At 57.7% G+C, this 21706-nt stretch carries 16 protein-coding genes and 2 pseudogenes; 7 read left to right on the top strand and 11 right to left on the bottom strand.

Going from position 1 to position 21706, the window contains the following annotated elements:
* Positions 1-168: pseudogene (locus GHO41_RS30770) on the bottom strand (hypothetical protein); the annotation flags it as partial.
* A gap of 208 nt (positions 169-376) precedes the next feature.
* Positions 377-2557, bottom strand: a complete 2181-nt coding sequence (gene uvrD, locus GHO41_RS16265; protein ID WP_048373726.1) for a DNA helicase II — start codon at positions 2555-2557, stop codon at positions 377-379.
* Positions 2558-3003: 446 nt separating this feature from the next.
* Between uvrD and GHO41_RS16260 the strand changes: the two are divergent.
* The 3 genes and pseudogenes from GHO41_RS16260 to GHO41_RS16250 form a co-directional block, all read left to right on the top strand.
* A pseudogene (locus GHO41_RS16260) lies at positions 3004-4683 on the top strand (putative bifunctional diguanylate cyclase/phosphodiesterase); the annotation flags it as partial.
* 156 nt (positions 4684-4839) lie between these two features.
* On the top strand, positions 4840-5706 hold the full coding sequence (gene hexR, locus GHO41_RS16255) for a transcriptional regulator HexR (protein WP_048373728.1): 867 nt from the start codon (positions 4840-4842) through the stop codon (positions 5704-5706).
* 192 nt (positions 5707-5898) lie between these two features.
* Complete coding sequence (locus GHO41_RS16250; RefSeq protein WP_153434125.1) at positions 5899-6111, top strand: PA3496 family putative envelope integrity protein; 213 nt, start codon at positions 5899-5901, stop codon at positions 6109-6111.
* Here GHO41_RS16250 and GHO41_RS16245 read toward each other — a convergent pair.
* On the bottom strand, positions 6053-7015 hold the full coding sequence (locus GHO41_RS16245) for a LysR family transcriptional regulator (RefSeq protein WP_048373731.1): 963 nt from the start codon (positions 7013-7015) through the stop codon (positions 6053-6055). The two genes, GHO41_RS16250 and GHO41_RS16245, sit on opposite strands and share 59 nt — an antisense overlap.
* A 192-nt stretch (positions 7016-7207) precedes the next feature.
* Between GHO41_RS16245 and GHO41_RS16240 the strand changes: the two genes are divergently transcribed.
* Both GHO41_RS16240 and oadA read left to right on the top strand, forming a co-directional pair.
* Complete coding sequence (locus GHO41_RS16240) at positions 7208-8623, top strand: acetyl-CoA carboxylase biotin carboxylase subunit (protein WP_048373732.1); 1416 nt, start codon at positions 7208-7210, stop codon at positions 8621-8623.
* Between the two features lie 101 nt (positions 8624-8724).
* Entirely contained in the window at positions 8725-10533 is a 1809-nt protein-coding gene (gene oadA / locus GHO41_RS16235; RefSeq protein ID WP_153434124.1) for a sodium-extruding oxaloacetate decarboxylase subunit alpha, read from the top strand.
* 182 nt (positions 10534-10715) lie between these two features.
* On the opposite strand, the gene GHO41_RS16230 is transcribed toward oadA, so the two are convergent.
* Positions 10716-11618, bottom strand: a complete 903-nt coding sequence (locus tag GHO41_RS16230) for a hypothetical protein (protein ID WP_048373736.1) — start codon at positions 11616-11618, stop codon at positions 10716-10718.
* A gap of 924 nt (positions 11619-12542) precedes the next feature.
* On the opposite strand from GHO41_RS16230, the gene GHO41_RS16225 reads away from it, so the two are divergent.
* Entirely contained in the window at positions 12543-12818 is a 276-nt protein-coding gene (locus GHO41_RS16225) for a transcriptional regulator (protein WP_048390810.1), read from the top strand.
* Positions 12819-12874: 56 nt separating this feature from the next.
* Here GHO41_RS16225 and GHO41_RS16220 read toward each other — a convergent pair whose 3' ends face one another.
* From GHO41_RS16220 to GHO41_RS16210, 3 genes are read right to left on the bottom strand one after another with little or no spacing between them, the layout of a single operon-like run.
* Positions 12875-13555 carry a GNAT family N-acetyltransferase gene (locus GHO41_RS16220; RefSeq protein ID WP_153434123.1) on the bottom strand — a complete coding sequence of 227 codons (681 nt, stop codon included), beginning with the start codon at positions 13553-13555 and terminating at the stop codon, positions 12875-12877.
* 14 nt (positions 13556-13569) lie between these two features.
* Complete coding sequence (locus tag GHO41_RS16215; RefSeq protein WP_153391254.1) at positions 13570-14022, bottom strand: GNAT family N-acetyltransferase; 453 nt, start codon at positions 14020-14022, stop codon at positions 13570-13572.
* Between the two features lie 4 nt (positions 14023-14026).
* Positions 14027-14656 carry an FMN-binding negative transcriptional regulator gene (locus GHO41_RS16210; RefSeq protein ID WP_153329983.1) on the bottom strand — a complete coding sequence of 210 codons (630 nt, stop codon included), beginning with the start codon at positions 14654-14656 and terminating at the stop codon, positions 14027-14029.
* Positions 14657-14745: 89 nt separating this feature from the next.
* Here GHO41_RS16210 and GHO41_RS16205 point away from each other — a divergent pair, with 89 nt between their 5' ends.
* Positions 14746-16302, top strand: coding sequence for a PLP-dependent aminotransferase family protein (locus GHO41_RS16205; protein WP_153434122.1), 1557 nt, complete (start codon positions 14746-14748; stop codon positions 16300-16302).
* A 102-nt stretch (positions 16303-16404) separates the two neighbouring features.
* Here GHO41_RS16205 and GHO41_RS16200 read toward each other — a convergent pair whose 3' ends face one another.
* The 4 genes from GHO41_RS16200 to GHO41_RS16185 all read right to left on the bottom strand — a co-directional run bounded on the left by GHO41_RS16200 (position 16405) and on the right by GHO41_RS16185 (position 21124).
* On the bottom strand, positions 16405-17442 hold the full coding sequence (locus GHO41_RS16200; RefSeq protein WP_153434121.1) for a histone deacetylase family protein: 1038 nt from the start codon (positions 17440-17442) through the stop codon (positions 16405-16407).
* Between the two features lie 152 nt (positions 17443-17594).
* Positions 17595-18587, bottom strand: a complete 993-nt coding sequence (locus GHO41_RS16195; RefSeq protein ID WP_153434120.1) for an AraC family transcriptional regulator — start codon at positions 18585-18587, stop codon at positions 17595-17597.
* 54 nt (positions 18588-18641) lie between these two features.
* On the bottom strand, positions 18642-19646 hold the full coding sequence (locus tag GHO41_RS16190; protein WP_153434119.1) for an asparaginase: 1005 nt from the start codon (positions 19644-19646) through the stop codon (positions 18642-18644).
* A 56-nt stretch (positions 19647-19702) separates the two neighbouring features.
* Positions 19703-21124, bottom strand: coding sequence for a sodium:alanine symporter family protein (locus GHO41_RS16185; RefSeq protein WP_048373751.1), 1422 nt, complete (start codon positions 21122-21124; stop codon positions 19703-19705).
* Positions 21125-21706 lie beyond the last annotated feature (582 nt).

Here is a 21706-nt window from a genome sequence, read left to right as displayed (position 1 = left end):
CGCAGCGCCTGCGGCAGCAGGAGCTGCTGCGGCTGGAGCCGCTTGGCGAGTTTGATGGCTTGGCGCTGAACCGGCGCTTTTGCCGCCGCCGAAGCGTTTGGCGTTCGCGTCGAGGCTCATCGTTAAACCGATGCACAACGCCATGGCGATGCTAAGAAAACGTTTCATAAAGGGAATTCCCATTTGTGGATGACACGCGCGCCATGTTGCACAGGTGAGGTGTGACTGGCTAGCAGTGAAATGTTTCGGGCTTTTGCCTGATTGGGTGTAGGACGGATCCTGAAGTCACGTAATACATGTAGGAACGAGCCTGCCTCGCGATCTTTTGACGCTCAAAAGATCGCGAGGCCAGCTCGCCCTACAGGCTATTAACGTGTCAGACGGCCTCTAGCTTGGCGTAGCCCATCATCAGCCACTTGCTGCCGTCGGGGAAGTTCACCTGCACCCGGGCCTGTGCGCCAGCGCCTTCAAAATTAAGGATCACGCCTTCACCAAACATGGCGTGCTTAACCAACTGGCCCAGCTTGAATTCGGTTTCGGGAATTTCCGAACCGCCGAACAGCGTGCTGGCGCTTTGTTTCTGGCCGCCGAAAGGGCGACTGACACTGTTGGACAGACGAACTTCCTGGATCAGACCTTTTGGTACTTCACGAACGAAGCGCGAAACCTTGTTGTAGGTCTCAGCACCATAGAGGCGTCGGGTTTCTGCATAGGTCATGACCAGGTTGTGCATCGCCCGGGTGATGCCCACGTAGGCCAGGCGACGCTCCTCTTCAAGGCGGCCGGGCTCTTCCAGGCTCATCTTGTGCGGGAACAGCCCTTCTTCCATGCCCACCAAGAACACGTACGGGAACTCCAGGCCTTTGGCGCTGTGCAGCGTCATCAGCTGGATACCGTCTTCGTGCTCTTCGGCCTGGGTATCACCGGCTTCCAGCGAAGCATGACCAAGGAAGGCGGCCAGAGGCGACAGCTCTTCGTCTTCTTCATTGCTTTCAAAGTTGCGCGCCGCGCTCACCAGTTCCTCAAGGTTTTCTACCCGGGCCTGGCCTTTTTCACCTTTTTCCGCCTCGTGGTAGGCAATCAGCCCACTTTGCTCGATCACGGTCTGGGTCATCAGGTGCAGCGGCATGTCCATGACTTTGGCGGCGAGGTTCTCGATCAGCTCGATAAAGCCTGCGATGGCACCAGAGGCCCGGCCCGGCAAGGCTTTATTGGCGATCAGCTGGCGCATGGCTTCCCACATCGACACATCGCTGTGACGGGCGTGCTCGCGGATGGCCTCGACGGTTTTTTCACCGATGCCCCGCGCCGGAACGTTGATCACCCGCTCCAGTGCCGCATCGTTGCCGCGGCCTTCGAGCAAGCGCATATAGGCCATGGCGTTTTTGATTTCAGCGCGTTCAAAGAAGCGCTGGCCGCCATAAATACGGTACGGGATACGTTCGCGCAGCAAGGCTTCTTCCAGCACCCGCGACTGGGCGTTGGAGCGGTACAAAATAGCGATGTCGTTGCGGGCCAGGCCGGTGTTCAACGCGCTCTGGATGGTTTCGACCACATAACGCGCTTCATCATGCTCGTTGAAGGCCGCGTACAAGTTGATCGCTTCGCCATCACCGCCATCGGTCCACAGCTCTTTGCCCATGCGCCCGCTGTTGTTGGCAATCAGGGCGTTGGCGGCTTTGAGGATGCCGGCCGTGGAGCGATAGTTTTGCTCCAGACGAATGGTCTCGGCGTCCGGGAAGTCGGTCGAGTACTGGTAGATGTTTTCGATCTTGGCGCCGCGCCAGCCGTAAATCGACTGATCGTCATCGCCCACCACCATCAAGCTGTCGCCACCTTTGGCGAGCAAACGCAGCCAGGCGTATTGCACGGCGTTGGTGTCCTGGAACTCGTCGACCAAGATGTGCCGGAAGCGTTTTTGGTAGTGCTCCAGCAAGCCCGGGTGGTCGCGCCACAGATCGAGGGCACGCAACAGCAGCTCAGAGAAGTCGATCACGCCTGCACGCTGGCAGGCGGCCTCGTAGGCTTCATAAATGCTGCGCATGGTGCCCAGGAACAAATCGCCGCTGGCTTGAATGTGCTGTGGGCGCAGGCCTTCGTCTTTCTGGCCGTTGATAAACCATTGGGCCTGACGCACCGGCCAGCGCTGCTCATCGAGCCCCAGATCACGAATCACCCGCTTGACCAGGCGTTGCTGGTCATCGCTGTCGAGAATCTGAAACGTCTGGCTCAAACCGGCTTCTTGCCAGTGAGCCCGCAACAGGCGGTGTGCCAGCCCGTGGAAGGTGCCCACCCACATACCGGCCGGGTTGATCCCCATAAGCTGCTCGATACGATGACGCATCTCGGCAGCGGCCTTGTTGGTGAAGGTCACCGACAGCACGGAGTGCGGGGACGCGTTTTCGACCTGGATCAACCAGGCGATACGGTGCACCAGCACACGGGTTTTGCCGGAACCTGCGCCGGCCAGGACCAACTGACGCCCAATACTGGCCGTGACGGCCTGACGTTGGGCATCGTTGAGGGAATTTAACAAGAGAGAGAGATCTTCGCGCATCGACGCATTCTAGGGTGCCGGGGCAAACCGGGCAAACACCAATCCAGTTCTGTTGGGCCGTCTGTCGTGGCGTTGTGCCAAACGTCAAAAAAGAGTGTCTACAAGCTGTTACGTCATTGGTTTGGTTAACTGCAATAATGTCGTCTATTTTTTGACGTCTCATCGTTTGGTCGTGGGCACTGCTTGTGTATGCTCGGGCGACTTTTTTGGCTCATCTCCCTTGAATAAGAACGTTGCCGATGAATCAGAGTTTTACCTCCCTGGGGATATATTCCGGCTTAGGATTCGGGCTTTTTCTGGCTCTGCTGGGTGCATTCGTCTGGCGAATCGATCTGATTAATCAGCGTCGTAAAGTACGTAATAAAAAATTCAAAAGCGTGTTCGAAGAACTGCAGGACGCTAATTTTCGCAGTGAGCAGCTCAACGCTGAACTTGCCCGCGAGGTCGAGCAGCGTCGGCTGGCGTCGACGGTGTTCGAGGCCGCCAGCGAAGGCATCGTGATTCTTGATCCCACCTACAAAATGCTCACGGTCAACCAGGCGTTCAGCCGGATCAGCGGGTATGCCGTGGCAGAGTTGGTGGGTCGCCGGGTCGATGAGCTGGCCTGCAGCCGTGATGCGCGGCGGCATTTTCCGATCATTCAGGCCTCGCTGGCAGAGCACGACAGTTGGTTGGGTGAGCTGGTAGAAACCCGCAAGAACGGCGAACTCTACCCGCAATGGTTGCAACTCAAGGTGGTGCATGACGACGCCGCGCAGGTTAGCCATATCGTGGCCTTTATTACCGACCTGTCGGCGCGGCGTATCGTTGAGGCGCGGGTGCGTCACCTGACGCATTTTGATGAACTGACCGGGCTGGCCAATCGGCTGCTATTTAAAGAGCGTCTGGAAGAGGCCAATCAGCGCGTCCGCCAAGGCACGTCAAGAAACCTGGCATTGCTGCACATCGACCTGGATCGCTTCAAGTTGCTCAATGACAGCCTCGGGCCGGAGCTGGCGGATCAAGTGCTGCAAAAAATTGCAGAGCGCCTGACCAAGGCATTGCCCGAAGCCGACACCATTTCGCGCCTCTCCAGCGATGAGTTCGCCGTGCTGTTCGATGCCTACGGCAGCCTGACCAGCCTGGCGCGGGTTGCCACCCGGCTGATGGGCAAGCTGAGCCGGCCGATAGTGGTCGACGGCCACGAGTTGGTGGTGAGCGCATCAATGGGGATTAGCTTGTTGCCCGATGGCGCCCGAGACATCGCCCAGTTGGTCAGCCAGGCCAACAAAGCCATGCAACAGGCCAAACACATGGGTGGCGGGACGTTTCAGTTTTTCAGTCACAGCCTGCAACACAGCACCCTTGAGCGTTTGCAGTTGGAAAATCAACTGCGCAAAGCCATTGGCGAACGCAAGCTCAGCGTTTTTTATCAGCCTAAGCTTTGCCTCAAAAACGGCCGTCTGGATTCCGCTGAAGCCTTGGTGCGTTGGGATCACCCCGAGTTGGGCAGTGTGTCGCCGAGCGACTTTATCGCGCTGGCTGAAGAAACTGGCCTTATCGTGCTGATCGGTGAATTTGTGCTGCGTGAGGCCTGTCGTCAGGCCGCGCAATGGCAAAAAGCGGGGCTGGCGCCGATACGGGTGTCGGTGAACCTCTCGGGCCATCAATTGCGCCAGGGCAATCTGGTCAGCCTGGTGCGCCAGGTGCTTGAAGATACTTCGCTGGCGCCGCACTGCCTGGAGCTTGAGATCACCGAAAGCCAGTTGCTTGAAAATGTCGACTACGTGATCGCCACCTTCCAGCAATTGCATGAATTGGGCGTGAAACTGGCCATTGATGACTTCGGCACCGGCTACTCATCGCTCAGCTACCTCAAACGCTTTGCCGTGGACTACGTAAAAATTGATCAGACGTTTATCCGTGGCGTGGGCACCTGCGTTGAGGACGATGCCATCACCAAGGCGATCATTGCCATGGCCCACAGCCTGGAGTTGAAAGTGGTGGCCGAGGGCGTTGAAAACGAAGTGCAACTGGCGTTTCTCAAGGAGCATCAGTGCGACGAAGTGCAGGGTTACTTGATCAGCAGCCCGACCAACGCTCAGGCCATGGCTGATTTATTGCGGGCCGGTGTCGCCATTTGGTAGTGGCAAGAAAGGCTACATGCCCGGAAAACACGGCATTTTGCCGATAAGGCTTGCGAGACTACGACGTATTGGTTGGGCAAAAAACGAATTCTTGTAGTATAACTACAAGATTGCTACATCCCCGGCGCCCGCCGCTTCCAGACCGAGTCCTGCCTTTTGAACCTGCTGCAACATATCGCCCAGTCACGCCACTTGTTACGTAAATCGGAACTCAAGGTCGCCGATCACGTGCTGCTTGATCCTGCGGCAGTAATGCACAGTTCCATGGCCGACCTTGCTCACAGCGTGGGGATCAGCGAACCCACCATCGTGCGCTTTTGCCGGGCGATCGGCTGTTCGGGGTTTCAGGACCTAAAACTCAAGCTGGCGCAAAGCCTGGCAGCGGGTGCCAGTTTTGGTCAATTTGCGATTCATGAAGATGATTCGGTTGCCGATTACAGCCTGAAAATCTTCGACACCACGTTGCACACCTTGATGGATGTGCGCGAGAAGCTCGACCCGGTGGCGTTGCAGCAGGCCGTGACCGCCATGTCGCAAGCGCAACGCGTGGAGTTTTATGGCTTTGGTGCATCGGGCGCTGTGGCCGCGGATGCGCAACATAAGTTTTTCCGGTTGTTGCTGACGGCGGCGGCGTATTCCGACCCGCACATGCAGGCGATGTCGGCGGTAACCCTAAAACCGACAGACGTGGCCATTTGCATCTCGCAGTCCGGGCGTTCCAAAGACTTGCTGATCACCGCCAACCTGGTGCGTGAAAGTGGCGCGACGCTAATTACCCTGTGCCCAAGCCAAACGCCTTTGGCTGAACTGGCGACGGTAAACCTGGCGATCGACGTGCACGAAGACACCGAAATTTATACCCCGCTGACCTCGCGTATCGCCCACCTGGTGGTGATTGACGTGTTGGCGATGGGCGTTGCCATGGCCCGCGGCCCGAGCCTGGTCAACCACCTTAAAAGCGTTAAACGCAGCCTTCGCAGCCTGCGCCTGTCGCCAAAATCGCTGAAAAGCCACGAAGATTAAGAGCGTTGAAGATCCACGGTGGGAGCGGGCTTGCTCGCGATGGAATCGCTGCGATCATTCAGGTAAACCGTGTTGTCTGAATCGCGAGCAAGCCCGCTCCCACAGTTTCATCCCCCTGTCACTGCACGTTCGCAAAGTCGTCACAAACAAAGTCCATCGTGAAACTCCCGTACACGCCTTGGGAGACTCGAAATGGCCCAGCCTTACGAAGAACGCAACAGCGCCGCCAAAACCCGCCGTCAACAAGAAGACCAGCGTCGCATGGCCTTTCGTCGTGCGATTGAAGACCTTACGGACCAGCGTCAGCTGCGCCTGGAAACAGCCGATTACCCTGATATCGCTGCACTCAATTACTGGCAGACCCCGTCGGCAAATGGCCGTCGAACCGCTCAACCAGCGCGCTGATTTGTTGGCGTTCACTGCGAATAAATTCCAGGAACGCATGCGCCACCGGTGACAGGCGTTTGGCTTTAGCCTGCACCAGGCACCAACTGCGATACAGCGGCAACTCTTCGACCGGCAGCTCATGCAGCAAGCCGGTCGCCAGCTCCAGGCTGACGGCGTGGCGCGTTAACAGCGCCACGCCTAACCCGGCCACTGCGCACTCACGTTGCGACTCGTTCGATGACACTTCCAGGGTTTGATTGAAGTGCACGCGCTTTTCCTTGAAATATTCCTCACACGCCATGCGCGTGCCCGAACCTTGCTCGCGCATCAGCAAGGTATACGGCTCAAGGTCTTGCAAGCGCAGCGGGCCACGCTCGCACAGCGGATGCCCGGCCGGGGCGACGGCAACGATGGGGTTATTCAAGAACGGTAGAAACTCCAGGCCCATGTCCAGCGGCACCATCGACATGATCACCAGGTCATCGCGGTTATCCGAAAGCCTGCGCACGGCCTGTGCCCGATTGACCACCGTGAGCTGCAAATTGACCTCTGGGTGCTGGCGCTTGAAGGCGGCAAATAAATGCGGCACAAAATATTTTGCGCTCGATTCGATGGCCAGTTTCAGTTGGCCTTGCAGCGAGCCCAGCATGTCTGACAGCTGCATATCGAGGTTTTCGAGGCGTCCGAAAATATCCCGGCTGGCCAGCTTAAGCGCTTCAGCAGCCTCGGTGAGGTAGAGCTTTTTGCCCACATAATCGAACAAAGGCTGACCAATCAGCTCTTCCAGCTGACGAATTTGTAGACTTACGGCGGGTTGCGTCAGCGACATTTCTTCTGCTGCGCGGCTGTAAGAGCGCAAATCGCACACCTCATTGAACACCTGAAGCTGGCGAAAAGTTATACGCATCAATGACTTACGCATTTTATTGATTTTTCTTAAGGCAAGTGAGTTGCCTGACTATAAGTCTTTGCTAATGGCAGGCCCAAGAATTATTGATTTTTGTTTATTCATGCGTAGGACTAGTGTGACAACGCAACGGTTCAGACACATTTGGACACGTGCGGACCTGGTCTAGCAGGTCGTTTGTTCCATGGGCTTTAGGGAAAAATCCAAGTGATAAAAAAGATCCTGATCGCCAACCGCGGAGAAATTGCAGTCCGTATCGTGCGTGCCTGCGCAGAGATGGGCATTCGCTCCGTAGCGGTTTATTCCGAGGCTGATCGCCACGCTTTGCACGTCAAGCGTGCGGACGAAGCACACAGCATTGGCGAAGACCCGCTGGCCGGTTATTTGAACCCGCGCAAGCTGGTGAACCTGGCCGTTGAAACCGGCTGCGATGCGTTGCACCCCGGCTACGGCTTCTTGTCAGAAAACGCCGAGCTGGCGGATATTTGTGCCGAGCGCGGCATCAAGTTCATCGGCCCGGCCGCTGAAGTCATTCGCCGTATGGGCGACAAGACCGAAGCCCGCCGCAGCATGATCAAGGCCGGTGTGCCGGTAACGCCGGGCACCGAAGGCAACGTTGCCGACATCCACGAAGCGTTGATCGAAGGCGACCGTATCGGTTACCCGGTCATGCTCAAAGCCACCTCAGGCGGTGGCGGTCGTGGTATTCGTCGCTGCAACAGCCGCGAAGAGCTGGAACAAGCTTTCCCGCGTGTGATCTCCGAAGCCACCAAAGCGTTTGGCTCGGCTGAAGTCTTCCTCGAAAAATGCATCGTTAACCCCAAGCACATTGAGGCGCAGATCCTCGGTGACAGCTTCGGCAACGTCGTGCACTTGTTTGAGCGCGACTGCTCGATTCAGCGTCGCAACCAAAAGCTCATCGAAATTGCCCCAAGCCCGCAACTGACCCCGGAACAGCGCGCCTACATCGGCGACCTGTCCGTGCGCGCAGCCAAGGCCGTGGGCTACGAAAACGCCGGTACTGTGGAGTTCCTGCTCGCCGAGGGCGAGGTGTACTTCATGGAGATGAACACCCGGGTGCAGGTGGAGCACACCATCACCGAAGAAATCACCGGCATCGACATTGTTCGTGAGCAAATTCGCATCGCCTCTGGCCTGCCGCTGTCGATCAAGCAAGAAGACATTCAGCACCGTGGCTATGCCCTGCAATTTCGGATCAACGCTGAAGACCCGAAAAACAACTTCCTGCCCAGCTTCGGCAAGATCACCCGTTACTACGCGCCCGGCGGGCCTGGCGTGCGGACCGACACGGCGATCTACACCGGCTACACCATCCCGCCGTATTACGACTCCATGTGTCTGAAACTGGTGGTGTGGGCACTGACATGGGAAGAAGCGATGGACCGTGGTTTGCGCGCCCTCGACGACATGCGTCTGCAAGGGGTCAAAACCACCGCCGCGTATTACCAGGAAATCCTGCGTAACCCGGAATTCCGTAGCGGCCAGTTCAACACCAGCTTCGTAGAAAGCCATCCAGAACTGACCAACTACTCGATCAAGCGCAAACCCGAAGAGCTGGCCCTGGCCATCGCCGCCGCCATCGCCGCCCACGCGGGCTTATGAATAAGCAGCGGCCAGCTTTTAGCGGCAAGCGGCAAGCAAGAGCTGATTGGCTTTTACTTGCAGCTTGTAGCTAGACGCTTGTCGCTACAAAGGAGATCCCAATGACTACAAAAATCTTCGTAACCGACACCATCCTGCGTGACGCTCACCAGTCCTTGCTGGCCACCCGCATGCGCACCGAAGACATGCTGCCGATCTGCGACAAGCTCGACAAAGTCGGCTACTGGTCGCTGGAAGTGTGGGGCGGCGCGACGTTTGACGCCTGTGTGCGCTTTCTGAAAGAAGACCCGTGGGAGCGCCTGCGCCAACTGCGTGCGGCATTGCCTAACACCCGCCTGCAAATGCTCCTGCGCGGCCAGAACCTGCTGGGCTATCGCCACTACAGCGACGACGTGGTTAAAGCCTTCGTCGCCAAGGCAGCCGTTAACGGTATCGACGTGTTCCGTATCTTCGACGCCATGAACGACGTGCGTAACCTGCGCGTGGCCATCGAAGCGGTAAAAGCCGCTGGCAAGCACGCACAAGGCACCATCGCCTACACCACAAGCCCGGTGCACACCATCGAGGCGTTCGTGGCGCAGGCCAAGCAGATGGAAGCCATGGGCTGCGACTCGATCGCAATCAAAGACATGGCGGGCCTGCTGACACCATTCGCCACTGGCGACCTGGTTAAAGCGCTGAAGGCTGAAATCGGCCTGCCGATCTTTATCCACTCCCATGACACAGCCGGCCTGGCTGCCATGTGCCAGCTCAAAGCGGTTGAAAACGGCGCCGAGCACATCGACACCGCGATCTCCAGCTTCGCTTGGGGCACCAGCCACCCGGGCACTGAGTCGATGGTCGCGGCCCTTAAAGGCAGCGAATACGACACCGGCCTCGACCTGGCGTTGTTGCAGGAAATCGGCCTGTACTTCTACGCCGTGCGTAAGAAGTACCACCAGTTCGAAAGCGAATTCACCGCCGTCGACACCCGTGTACAAGTTAACCAAGTGCCGGGCGGGATGATCTCCAACCTCGCCAACCAGCTCAAAGAGCAGGGCGCGCTGAACCGCATGAGCGAAGTGCTGGCCGAGATCCCGCGTGTGCGTGAAGACCTGGGCTTCCCGCCGCTGGTGACCCCGACCTCGCAAATTGTGGGCACCCAGGCGTTCTTCAACGTCCTGGCAGGCGAGCGCTACAAGACCATCACCAACGAAGTGAAGCTCTACCTGCAAGGTGGCTACGGCAAAGCGCCGGGCGTGGTGAACGAAAAACTCCGTCGTCAGGCCATTGGCAACGAAGAACTGATCGACGTGCGTCCGGCTGACCTGCTCAAGCCAGAAATGGCCAAATTGCGTGGCGAAATTGGCGCGCTGGCCAAGTCTGAAGAAGACGTGCTGACCTTCGCCATGTTCCCGGACATCGGCCGTAAATTCCTTGAAGAGCGTGCTGCGGGCACCCTGGCTCCAGAAGTGCTGCTGCCGATCCCTGAAGCGGGTGGCGTGAGCAAAGCGGGCGGTGAAGGCGTACCGACCGAATTCGTGATCGACGTTCACGGCGAAAGCTACCGCGTCGACATCACCGGTGTGGGCGTCAAGGCCGAAGGCAAGCGCCACTTCTACCTGTCCATCGACGGCATGCCGGAAGAAGTGGTGTTCGAACCGCTCAACGAATTCGTCGGTGGTTCCTCCAGCAAGCGCAAACAAGCCAGCGAGCCGGGCCACGTCAGCACCGCCATGCCGGGCAACATCGTCGACGTGCTGGTCAGCGTGGGCGACACCGTCAAAGCGGGCCAATCGGTACTCATCACCGAAGCCATGAAAATGGAAACCGAAGTACAGGCCTCCATCGCCGGCAAAATCGTCACCATCCACGTCATCAAAGGCGACCGCGTCAACCCGGGCGAAATCCTGATCGAAATCGAAGCCTGATACGCCATTGATTCAAACGCTTTAAACCTCGGGGGAGCATGTGCTCCCTTTTTTTTACCCGAGATTTGACGCCGTCCCGTAGGAGCGAGCTTGTCTCGCGATCTTTTAAAGATCAAAAGATCGCGAGGCAAGCTCGCTCCTACGCGGGGGTGAAATCAGGCATTTCGTACGACGTTTCCCTTTCAATCTGTAAAAGTTTGATCGGCGGCAGACTCGATCAGGCCAAGGTACAGCCCTTGGGCGATTAATTTCTCAACGGGGATATTGATCCAGGTGCTAACGCCTTCTTTATCAATCACCGCAGTCAGCACCGCATCGCTAGAGCTCTTGAGGTTCGAGTAAGCGGGAAAGTCCACCTTGTCGATGCCTTGGCGATCCAGCACTGACTGTGCATGTGCATGCAGCTCATGGGCTGGCATCCAGCCACGCCATGTCCGTTCACCCTCGCTCATTCCAGATGCCATCTGTGCATCCCTCAGGTAGCTGGTCAGAGTGTTCCAGGGCGCTTTGAAGTCGTTGCCGTTTAGCGGGTCAGGTAGATCAAATGTCTGGTTGCGAAAATCAATATCGCGCGCTGTCAAATCCAGAAACGCGACCTGACGTTCGATCGAGGTAAATGACCCTGAAGCATCAAAGGCAATATGTGAAAGTGAAAGCCTGTCCAGTGCCCTGAATGGGTTGTTAGAGGCGACGGTGTCGTGCAGCTTTTCGCCGCCGTAGAGCGATGTCAGAAGATAGTTGCTCGCCTGTAGAGACAGAGCGATACGTTGCTGCGTCTGCCCCTTAGGCAACTCCTGTAGCGCCTGCGCCTCTTTGCCGTGAGTGGAGAGTTGCTGGTGAAGGTCTTCCATCAAAGGGTCAAAGCCCTCCGCCGCCGAAGCATTACTGGTTGCAGTGCGGCGTAACAAGGCTGTTATCTCCAGGGCGGCAGCAGACAAAGACACATTGACGCTTGCACCGGCAGGCATCGCTTTAGCTGCTGCAGCGTCTGGGCTCATGGCGGTTGAGCTATCAACCCACTTAATCGTCACGCCTGGGGCAATAGCCCGATTGTTCATCAGAAAATCTGCTCGAATTTCGGTCATAACAATTCCTCTGAATCGGCAAGCCTCGGCAACTCAGGTCTGCAGATCTGGTTTCTTTAGAAGTCATTAAATGCCTGTGTCGAGCAGTACATCGACAGTCTGTTGAGATAACTTTAATGATTAATCTGCAGCTGGCTGGTTGCGTTTATTTATTCAGGAAATTCTGATTGTTGATGCCCTGAAGTGTTAGTAGTAAAAGGCGAAAGTTGCAGTGTAGTTGTAGGGGATTCTCCATGTAGGGGATTGAAATGTAAGACATGTCGCAGATGTAGCGCCGGTTGATACAGCGTTTTTAGCAAAGCGTGGGCCGGAAACATACACTACGTGGGAAGCCGAAAACCTACAGGTAGTCCCAGTCCCTACACGCTTGTAGGTAGCGCTCATCTCTGAAGAGGTCCCCCCAAAATCATATGAGACTGGGAGCGACTGTCCTGGCCCAACAGTGGCTGGAAAAACTCCGGAAGGGGAACTAGATACAAGCTGCAAAACTTCAGGGGTTGAGTTTTGAACGTTTAGGCTGACAGAGTTTGCCTGCACGACACTTGTGCTTAAAACACATCCGTTGAAAAGAGTGAAAAGTAGAGTTTTTTTAAGACGTTGATTTCTCATTTGTGTAGTCCTTAAAGGCGAAGTGACTATTTCATGTGAAACCAGAAAGTAACGTATGTGATCCTTGATAAAGAGTATTTGTTTATCGTAAACGCATTAAATACTCGATATTCAGCGCAGAGGTAAGCATTAAACAGTAGAACTGCTTTGCTGGGGGGGGGGGCGTAAATCTGGCATATGATATCTGCACGTTAATGCAGATTTTTCTTAATAAGGCCTCGTTTATCTGCAATGTATTGCACTTTCAGGATGTGACGGTGGTCGTGAGGATGATTCAAATAGTCTGGACATGTTTCAGCAAGAATGGGGGCTGAAATGACCCTGAGCATTGATGTGCGCCAACTGAAGATCGAGAGCATTGAGGCCGATCTGGCGCAGGGCAAGATCACGCTAGGCCAAGCGGTGAAGCGCTTGAGGGTGGATGTCACGACGCTACAGCAAACCCAGTTCGCCGGGATGTGCAGAATCTCGGTCCGTACGTTGATCCAGATTGAACACGACGAGGGCAACCCCACGCTCAAATCCTTGAATGCAGTCTTCAAACCGTTCGGTCTGCAAATGGGTGTGGTGCGTCGGCCAAGAAAATTTTAAGTCCCTTTTGAGCCCAAAAACGCCCAACAGTCCTTGTTGGGCGTATTGATCAAAAATTAATCAGTTAATGCTCTGCATTCTTCAAGTGTCTTGATTTGACCGCTTTTTGGTTGGTTATCCAGTGCCAGCCATTTTTCAAAGCCTGTCGCTATAGCCGGCCATTCCGTACTAATAATGCTGTACCACGTGGTATCACGGTTATTGCCTTTGGCTACCATATGTTGGCAAAATACGCCTTCGTATGTGTACCCTAATCGTACCGCAGTACGATTGGAGCGGGCGTTTTCGCTGTTGCACTTCCATTCCAGGCGGCGGTTGCCCAGGGCGAAGGATTCCTTGGCCAGCAGGTAAGCGGCTTCGGTGCTTTTCGGCGAACGCTGCATCGGTGCGCCGAAGGTGACGTGGCCGATTTCGATGCGCCCGTGCTCGGGCACGATGGACATTAGGCTGAGCATGCCCTGCGCCTGCCCCGAGGCCTGGTCGATGACGGTGTAGTAGTAAGGGTCTTGGCTGGCGGCATTGCTGTTGAGCCACTGGTCAAAGGCCGCACGCTCCTTGAAAGGGCCGTAGGCCATGTAGTCCCAGAGTTTGGGGTCGCCTGCGGGCCCTTCCAAGGCTAGCCATAAATCATCGCCATGGCGCTGTGGATCGAGCTTTTCCAGACGAATGTAACGCCCCTGGATGACGGGGTTGTGTGGACGCTTGGCGGGTTGCCAGTGTTCTAGAGATTGAGGCATCGCGGGTTCCTTATTTATGACAAGGCTTTGCGAAACTGGATAAAGCCAGGGCGCTCGGCAATCCGTTCGTAAAGTTGGATCGCCGTGGCGTTGGTTTCGTGGGTCAGCCAATGGACTTTGGCGCAATGGTTGTCGCGGGCGGTGGCGTAGACGTGTTCGATCAGCAGGCGACCGGCGCCGGTGCCACGGATTTCGGGGCTGACAAACAGGTCTTGCAGGTAGCAGGAATTACCGATGCTCCAGTTGGAACGGTGGTAAATGAACTGCACGATGCCCACCGCTTTGTCGCCTTGCCAGGCAATGGCCAGTTGGGTCGGTTCAGCCGGGTCGAGAAAGCGCTGCCAGGTCGACTCGCTGACTTCGGCAGGCAACTCGGTGTTGTAGAAGGTCAAGTACGCCTGCCAGAGCGGCAACCAATGGTCGTGATCGGCGGCGGTGGCGGGTTTGATCTGCACGTGGTGGGTCATGTTGCTATTCCTTGGCCATTAAGTGAGCGAGGGCGTGGTCGTGTGAATTGGGGTTTGCCAATAGCCCGTCGCGCACACCGAGTTGGTCAACACTGCTGCGGTTTTGGCTGAGTTTGCGTTTGCCGATCAGTCGGGAGATGGGCACGCTGAACCCGACGATGGCTTTGAGCATGCTGTCGATGTATTCGCTGGGGGCGTCGCTGACCGCCCACGGCTCGGGTCGATTGGCTTCATGTTTGCTGCTCAGCCGGCTGACCAATGCCAGCAAGCGGTCGTGATCGTCGAACACGTCGGGCTGGCCATAGGCGTGCACGGCCAGGTAGTTCCAAGTAGGTACCGCTTTACCGTGTTCGGCTTTGCTGGGGTAAAAGGACGGGCTGATGTAGGCCTGTTCGCCAGCAAAAATCACCAGCGCTTCGCCACCTTCAGCCAATGCCTGCCAGTGCGGATTGGCGCGTGCCAGGTGGCCGTACAGCGTACCGTAAGGGCCTTCGTCGGGATCGAGCAGTAGCGGAACATGGCTGGCGATCAGGCCTTGGCTGCCGTGGGTGATCAGCACGGGCAGAGGTGAGGCTTGCATCTGTAGATGCAAGGCAGCGGTGTCGTGTTCAGCGAAGGCGCGGGGTACGTACATAGAAATATTCCTTGGCGAATGACTGCATCCTAGGCAGGCTAATGGTTCGTTGTAAGAGCCATTAATGGTCATTTTTATAGGTCCAATCCATGCCTGATTCAGCGTTATCCATCGCGTTCAATGCGACCGGGATCGAGCTTGATCCCAAGAAGGGGCTAAGCGCCCAGCTGTATCAGGCGTTACGCCAGCGCGTGCTGGATGGACGGCTCAACAGCGGTTCGCGGTTACCGGCCAGTCGCGACTTGGCGGCGGCGCTTGGGGTTTCGCGCAACAGCGTGGTGCGGGCCTACGATCAGCTCTATGCCGAGGGGTTTATCGAAGGGCGGGTCGGTGACGGCACTTATGTGGCCCAATTGCCCGAAAAAGCCTTACCGCTGAAAAAGTTGTCCACCAAGTTACCCACAGGCTTTTCAACAGGGTTACCCACAGGTTTATCCACAAAAGCGGTCGATTTACCTGTAATTACATCCAGTAAACTTATCCACAGCACGGCCTTGGGGAGGGTTATTCAGCACCCTTTACCGCTGCCGGCGAAGGGGGCGCCACGGGCTTTTCGGGTGGGGGTACCGGCCTATGATTTGTTCCCGTTCGAGGTCTGGAGCAAGCTCCAGGCGGCTTTTTGGCGCAAGCCGGACATGCAGCATTTGTGTTACGGCGATCCGGCCGGGGAACAGCGCTTGCGAGAGCTGATTGCAGTCTATTTGCGCACGTCGAGGGGTTTATCCTGCACGTCTGAGCAAATTTTGATCACCAGTGGCGCACAGCAAGGAATTAGCCTTTGTGCACAGCTGTTGGTGGAGCCCGGCTGTGGGGTGGCTGTGGAAAACCCCGGGTACCGCGCGGCCGCGCAGGCTTTTGCGATTGCCGGGGCCCGGGTGCAGGGTGTTGCGGTCGATCACGAAGGCATGGACTGCGCGGCGCTGGCGGGTTTGCACGATTGCACGCTGGCTTACGTGACCCCGTCGCATCAGTACCCCACCGGCGTCACCATGAGCCTGGCCCGGCGCCTGGAGTTGCTGGCGTGGGCCGAGCGCACGCAGGGCTGGATTATCGAAGACGACTACGACGGCGAATACCGCTATAGCGGCGCGCCCTTGGCCCCGCTGGCGGCACTGGATCGTCAGGGGCGGGTGATCTACGTGGGCACGTTCGGCAAGGTGGCGTTCCCGGCGCTGCGCCTGGGGTATGTGGTGCTGCCGCCTGCGCTGGTTGAGCCCTTTGCCCAGCGACGGGCGCTGGATATGCGCCATTCAGAGGTCAGTACGCAGGTGGTGATGGCGGAGTTCATGGCCGCCGGGCATTTCCAGCGCCATATCAGGCGCATGCGCCGGGCAGCGCTGGCGCGGCGCAATGCCTTGCTGGCAGATTGGCCGACTGATGTTCGTGGATTGGGCGCGGCACCGTGCGTAGTGGCGGGCTTGCACTTGACTGTGCCGGTCACAAGCGTTGAGCGCGAGCAGGCCTTGCTGGCACAGGCTGAACAGGTTGGAGTTGAGATCAACGGTTTAAGTCGTTATTGGCTGGACGATTCGGTCGAGCCTGTGGATAAACGTGCGGGGCTGGTGCTGGGCTTTGCGGCGGTGCCGGAGGCGGATATCAAAGCGGCGCTGGGGCGGTTAAAAAGGGCGTGGAAGAAAACCCCGTAGTCGCTGCCGAGGCACGAGGCTGCGATCGGTTGCGCAGCGACCCTCAACGGTGGCCCTGCAACCCATCGCAGCCTCGTGCCTCGGCAGCGACTACAGGCTTTTTTAGCCTTTAGATACTTTCAGAAATCCTTCCAGTACGTTGACCGCGTTCACGCCGATCTCTTCTACCGCGTAACCGCCTTCCATCACGAACAAGGTCGGTTTGCCCAGACGGGCAATGCGTTCGCCCATGAGCAGGTAGTCCGGGCTGTCGAGTTTGAACTGGGAAATCGGGTCACTTTTGAAGGTGTCCACACCGAGCGATACCACCACCACATCGGCTTCGTAGTGCTCGATCTCGCTGCAGGCTTGTTCCAGCGCAGTGCTCCAGCGATCCCAGCCTGAGCCGGCGGCCAGCGGGTAGTTGAAGTTGAAGCCTTCACCCGCGCCTTCACCCAGTTCATCGGCATAGCCCAGAAAGAACGGGAACTCGGCTTCCGGGTGCCCGTGAATCGAGGTGAACAGCACGTCATCGCGCTCATAAAAGATCGACTGGGTGCCGTTGCCGTGGTGGTAGTCCACGTCGAGGATGGCGACTTTGCTGCGGCCCTGGTCGAGGAAGGCCTGAGCGGCAATGGCGGCGTTGTTGAGGTAGCAATAACCGCCCATCAAGTCGCTGGCGGCGTGGTGCCCAGGCGGACGGCACAGGGCGAATGCGCTGTGGGCGCCGTTCTGGATGGCCGCTTGCGCCGTCAGTGCAACTTGCGCTGCGCTGTAGGCCGCCTGCCAAGTGCCCGCGGTAATCGGTGCGCCACCGTCAAAGCTGTAATAACCCAGTTGGCCATGCAGGCTGGTGGGGACTACGGCGCGCAGGGTGCGGGCTGGCCATGTGTACGGGAGCAAGTCGCCGTCTTTGCCGTGTTCGAGCCAGCGGTCCCAGGCACCCTGGAAAAAGTCCAGGTAGGCCTCGCTGTGAATACGCTGGATCGGGTCGCGGCCAAAGTCGTGGGGGCCTTGCACCGGGCCCAGTTCACGGTTTTTGACCCGTTGCAGAATGTGGTCCGCACGCGAGGGCATTTCGAAGCAAGGCAGCAATTGCCCGTCTATCAACTCGCAGCGGCCATGGTGCAGATGGTGATCGTCTGAATAGATAGTCAGCATTTTTCTTGTTCTCCGTAGGCTAGATCGGTGACCTACAGTTTTGCGGCGCTGGAGGTTTCAGAGAACGACAGGAGCGGCCAAAAGGAGATCAATATGGCCGAAATAACTGTCCGAAATTCGCCCCTTTTCAGGGCGCGCTGCTCCCTGTTGGCTCATGCCCGAAACTGGCTGGGCGACACGCCACTCCAGCGAACAAAGGCATGGCGAAAGCTCGCCGTTTCGCTAAAGCCCAAGGTGTCGGCAATGCGATAGATCGGCCATTCGGTCTCGTGGAGTAACAACTTGGCGCGCTCAAAGCGCAGTTCGTCGAGTAATTCCTGATAGCTGCAGCCCGCGTCATGCAGGTGGCGGCGCAAGGTGCGTGGCGAGCAATTCATTTGCTCGGCCAGCCCTTCCAGTCCCGGTGCGGCATTCAGTTGGGCAGCGAGCAACTGGCGGATCCGCGACAGCCAGGTTTGTCGCCCGGTGAACTCCAGGTTCTGTTTGCGGCAGCGCTCCGCCATGGCCTGGTGGGTGATGGTATTGGCCAGCGGCAGCGGGTATTCCAGCCAGTGCCTGGCAAAGGCGAAAGCGTTGTCCGGTGCATCAAACAGGCGCGGGCAATTGAAGGTGTGCTGGTAGCGGGCGTGGTAATCCGGCTTGCTGTGGGCAAAGCGCGCGGCGAGCAAAGGTAGCGGCTGGCCGATCAAGTCTTCGCAAATGACCTTGAGCGAGACAAGGCACAGCTGCGCGTTGAATACGGCCAGTTGCGGGTCTTCATGGTAGTGGTCGGCACAGAACCAGACCTGGTCGTCCTCGACCTTAAGGCTCAGCTCAAAGAGTGTTCCCAGCAGTGCCGGGTAGCGTAAAGCCAAGCGCAAAGCGTCACCTAAGGTGGCACTGGTGAGTAGGGCGTAACCCAGCATGCCGTAGGACGACACATGCATACGGCGTCCCAGTTCCAGGCCGATTTCACGGCGCAAGGCCACGGCGTTGGCGCAGACGCGCATTTCTTGGTTGGTGGTGATGCGAATGTCAGCGCGGTTTAAATCCGCGGCCCGTATGCCGCTACCGGCCAACAAGGCCTCGCTGGGCAAGCCTTCGGCCTCGAAGGTGCTGAGCACCAGCGATACCGCATTTAGAGTAGTGAGATGTGAGTGCAGCATGTTCGCTTCCTGCGTGGGGACACAGGAAGCGAGCAAGTTGTGTGCCGGGGGGCGTTAAGCCAATTCGCCACACAGGTCCCGTTCAACCAGGCGGCGTACGTCAGCGGTGGGCAAGCCCGAGCCCAGCAACGCGTGCAGCTTGCCGAATGCTGCTTCACGGGTCATGCCGCCGCCCGACAGTACGCCAGCCCCACGCAAGCGGCTACCGGCTTCGTACACGTCCAGCTCCACACCGCCTTCGTGACATTGGGTGATGGCGACCACGACGATGCCGTTTTCGTACGCCTGTTGCAGGCTTGCGAGAAACGCCGGGTTGTCGCTCGGGCCGGTGCCGCTGCCGAAACACTCCAGCACCAGGGCTTCAAGCCCGCTGTTGAGCACGGCATCCAGTTGGGCGGCGCCGATACCGGGGACCAGCGGCAATACGCCGACACGGGCTTCTTGCTTGGGCTGTTGATAGCTCAGCGCTGCTGGCAGTGATTCGGCCTTGGTGCCGCCGCCGTTGCGCTTGAGCGCCACGAACGGGTTGCGGCCAAAGCTGCGCACTTTGGCGCAGTGGGTCGGGTCCAACAGTTCGTCGTGGAAGTACAGCTGCACGCCGTAGGGCTGACCTTGGGCAAGCGCGCTCAAGGCACCGCTGACGTTTGGCCAGGCATCGCTGTCGGGCACGCCCGCAGGCAGCATCGAGCCGGTGAACAGTACCGGGGCCTGCAAGCCCAGCAGTTGAAAGCACATGGCCGCAGCGCTGTAGGCCAGAGTGTCGGTGCCATGCAGGACGAGTACCGAATCGCAGCCATCCTGTTCGACAGCGTCAATGATTGCGCTGCGCAGGCGCAGCCAGTAGGCGGGTGTCATGTTGGCGCTGTCGATCAGCGGGCTCATTTCACGAAAGCGCCATTGCGGTATCTGCACGTGCGGTTGGCTGGCGAGGAAGTCGCGCATGCGCGCTTCAAAGCCGGATGCAGGCGCCAGGCCGCTGGCGCTGGCTTGCATGCCGATGGTGCCGCCGGTGTAGAGCACCATGACGCGCTGGGCAGGATGAAGAGTGGCTGCAGTCATTCAGGAGTCCCCATAAGCAAAAACGCGGCGGTTCTGTCAGAACCGCCGCGTTGATATTAGCGTTTTGTTTCTTCGGTCTTGGCGGGCGGCAGAGGCGGCCAAGCCTTCAGGTCCAGATCCAGGTCCGGGAATTTGCTGGAATCGAAGACGGGAACCTTGATACCCGCGTTACGTTGGTCATCGTAGTCCTTGAGCACGCGCATGCATATCTTGAACAGCATCGCCAAGGCGATCAGGTTCACGAAGGCCAGCAAGGTCATGGTGATGTCCGCGAAGGCGAAGACGGTTTCCAGGTTCTCAATCGAGCCCCACACAATCAACATCAGCACCAGAGCGCGATAACCCATCAACGCCTTGCGGCTTTCACCGACCAGAAAGCGCAGGTTGTTTTCGCCCAGGTAGTAGTTGTAGAGCATCGAGGTGAACACGAACAACGCCAGTGCCACGCTGATGAACACGCGGCCCCATTCACCGACTACTGCGGCCAGCGAGTTTTGCGTCAGAGCAATGCCGTCGCCTTCAAAGCCCGGAGTGTAGAAGCCGGACAGCAGAATCAGCAGCGCGGTGCAGGTGCAGATCACGAAAGTGTCGAGGAATACGCTGAACGCCTGAACCACGCCTTGGGCAATCGGGTGTTCCACGTCTGCCACGGCGGCCACGTTCGGGGCGCTGCCCAAACCGGCTTCGTTGGCGAATACGCCACGTTTTACGCCCATCACGATGGCGCTGCCGATCATGCCGCCAAACACCGGGTCCATGCCGAAGGCACTTTTCACGATGTGGCCGAGCATGGCGGGGACTTGGTCGAATTGCAGCACGATCACGTAAACGGTGACGGCGATGTACGCCAGGGTTTTGACCGGAACCAGCAGGTCTGCCACCGAAGCAATACGCTTGATACCGCCGATAAACACCAGACCCAGCAGTACGGCAATGGCCACGCCGGTGTAGTTGACGTCAAAACCGAAGGCGTTTTGCAGCGAGTGGGTAACGGCGTGGGCTTGCAGGCCCATAAAGGCAAAGCCGAAGGTGATCAGCAGCAAGACTGCCATCAATTTGCCCATCCAGATTTTGCCCAAGCCGTACTTCATATAAAAGGACGGGCCGCCGCGCAGTTGGCCTTCCGCGTCGCGACGCTTGTACAGCTGGCCTAACGAACATTCGATCAGGCTGCTGGACATGCCGACCAGTGCGGTCACCCACATCCAGAACACGGCACCGGGGCCACCCAGGGTCACGGCAATGCCGACACCGGCAATGTTGCCCGCGCCTACACGGCCCGCCAGGCTCAGCATCAGCGCTTGAAACGAGCTGAGTTGGCCGGCGCTGCTGCGCAAGCTGTCTTTAAACACTGCAAACATGTGCAGGAAGTAACGGAGCTGAACGAAACGCGAGCGGATCGTGAAGTAGCCACCGAGCCCAACCATGAGCACGATTAGTACTTTCCCTGAGAGGAAGTCATTGATGACTTCTAGCATGGATTATTCCTCGCTGTTTTTATCTGATGGCAAAACGGCCGGATCAGGGTTACCCATTACGCCCGTCAAGTCAGGGCATAAAGCTAGGTAATCAAAGGGATCCTGGCCATGTTGCTGCTTGGTTTACGATGCTGTTTCCGCACTGCCGATGGCCGCTGTTGCAGGGCCCATGCACGGGAAGAGGGGCGGCACTATACCTAGGAGTGTAGGAAGCGTCTCTATAAGTGACTGATTTTTCATGTGTGAGTCGTCTGAAAAGCCCTCGTTTGTGGCCGAAATCGACGGTAGGCGCTGACGTAGGCTGCAATTTTTTGAGCGAGCTATCGGTCGGGGGGTACGCAAAAAGATGTAGCAGTTGCCGAAGGCTACGTCCGATTGCGCAGCGATCGTAAATCCGGAATACGCAGTATTGCTGGTGCATCGAGGTGTCTGATTTTACGGCGGCTTCGCCCCCGGACGTAGCCTTCGGCAACTGCTACGAAAACGTACAGTGCCCTTGAATCCCAGGCAAAAAAAAGGGCCTGCAGATGTGTCTGCAAGCCCTCAAAAGGTGAGAGGTGTCTAGTCCCTCGACCTGGTGAG

Source organism: Pseudomonas sp. FSL R10-0399 (genome assembly GCF_009600165.1).
Lineage (GTDB): Bacteria > Pseudomonadota > Gammaproteobacteria > Pseudomonadales > Pseudomonadaceae > Aquipseudomonas > Aquipseudomonas helleri.
The sequence above is the reverse complement of the archived record's forward strand: the minus strand, read 5'-3'. Positions and strand labels throughout refer to the sequence as shown.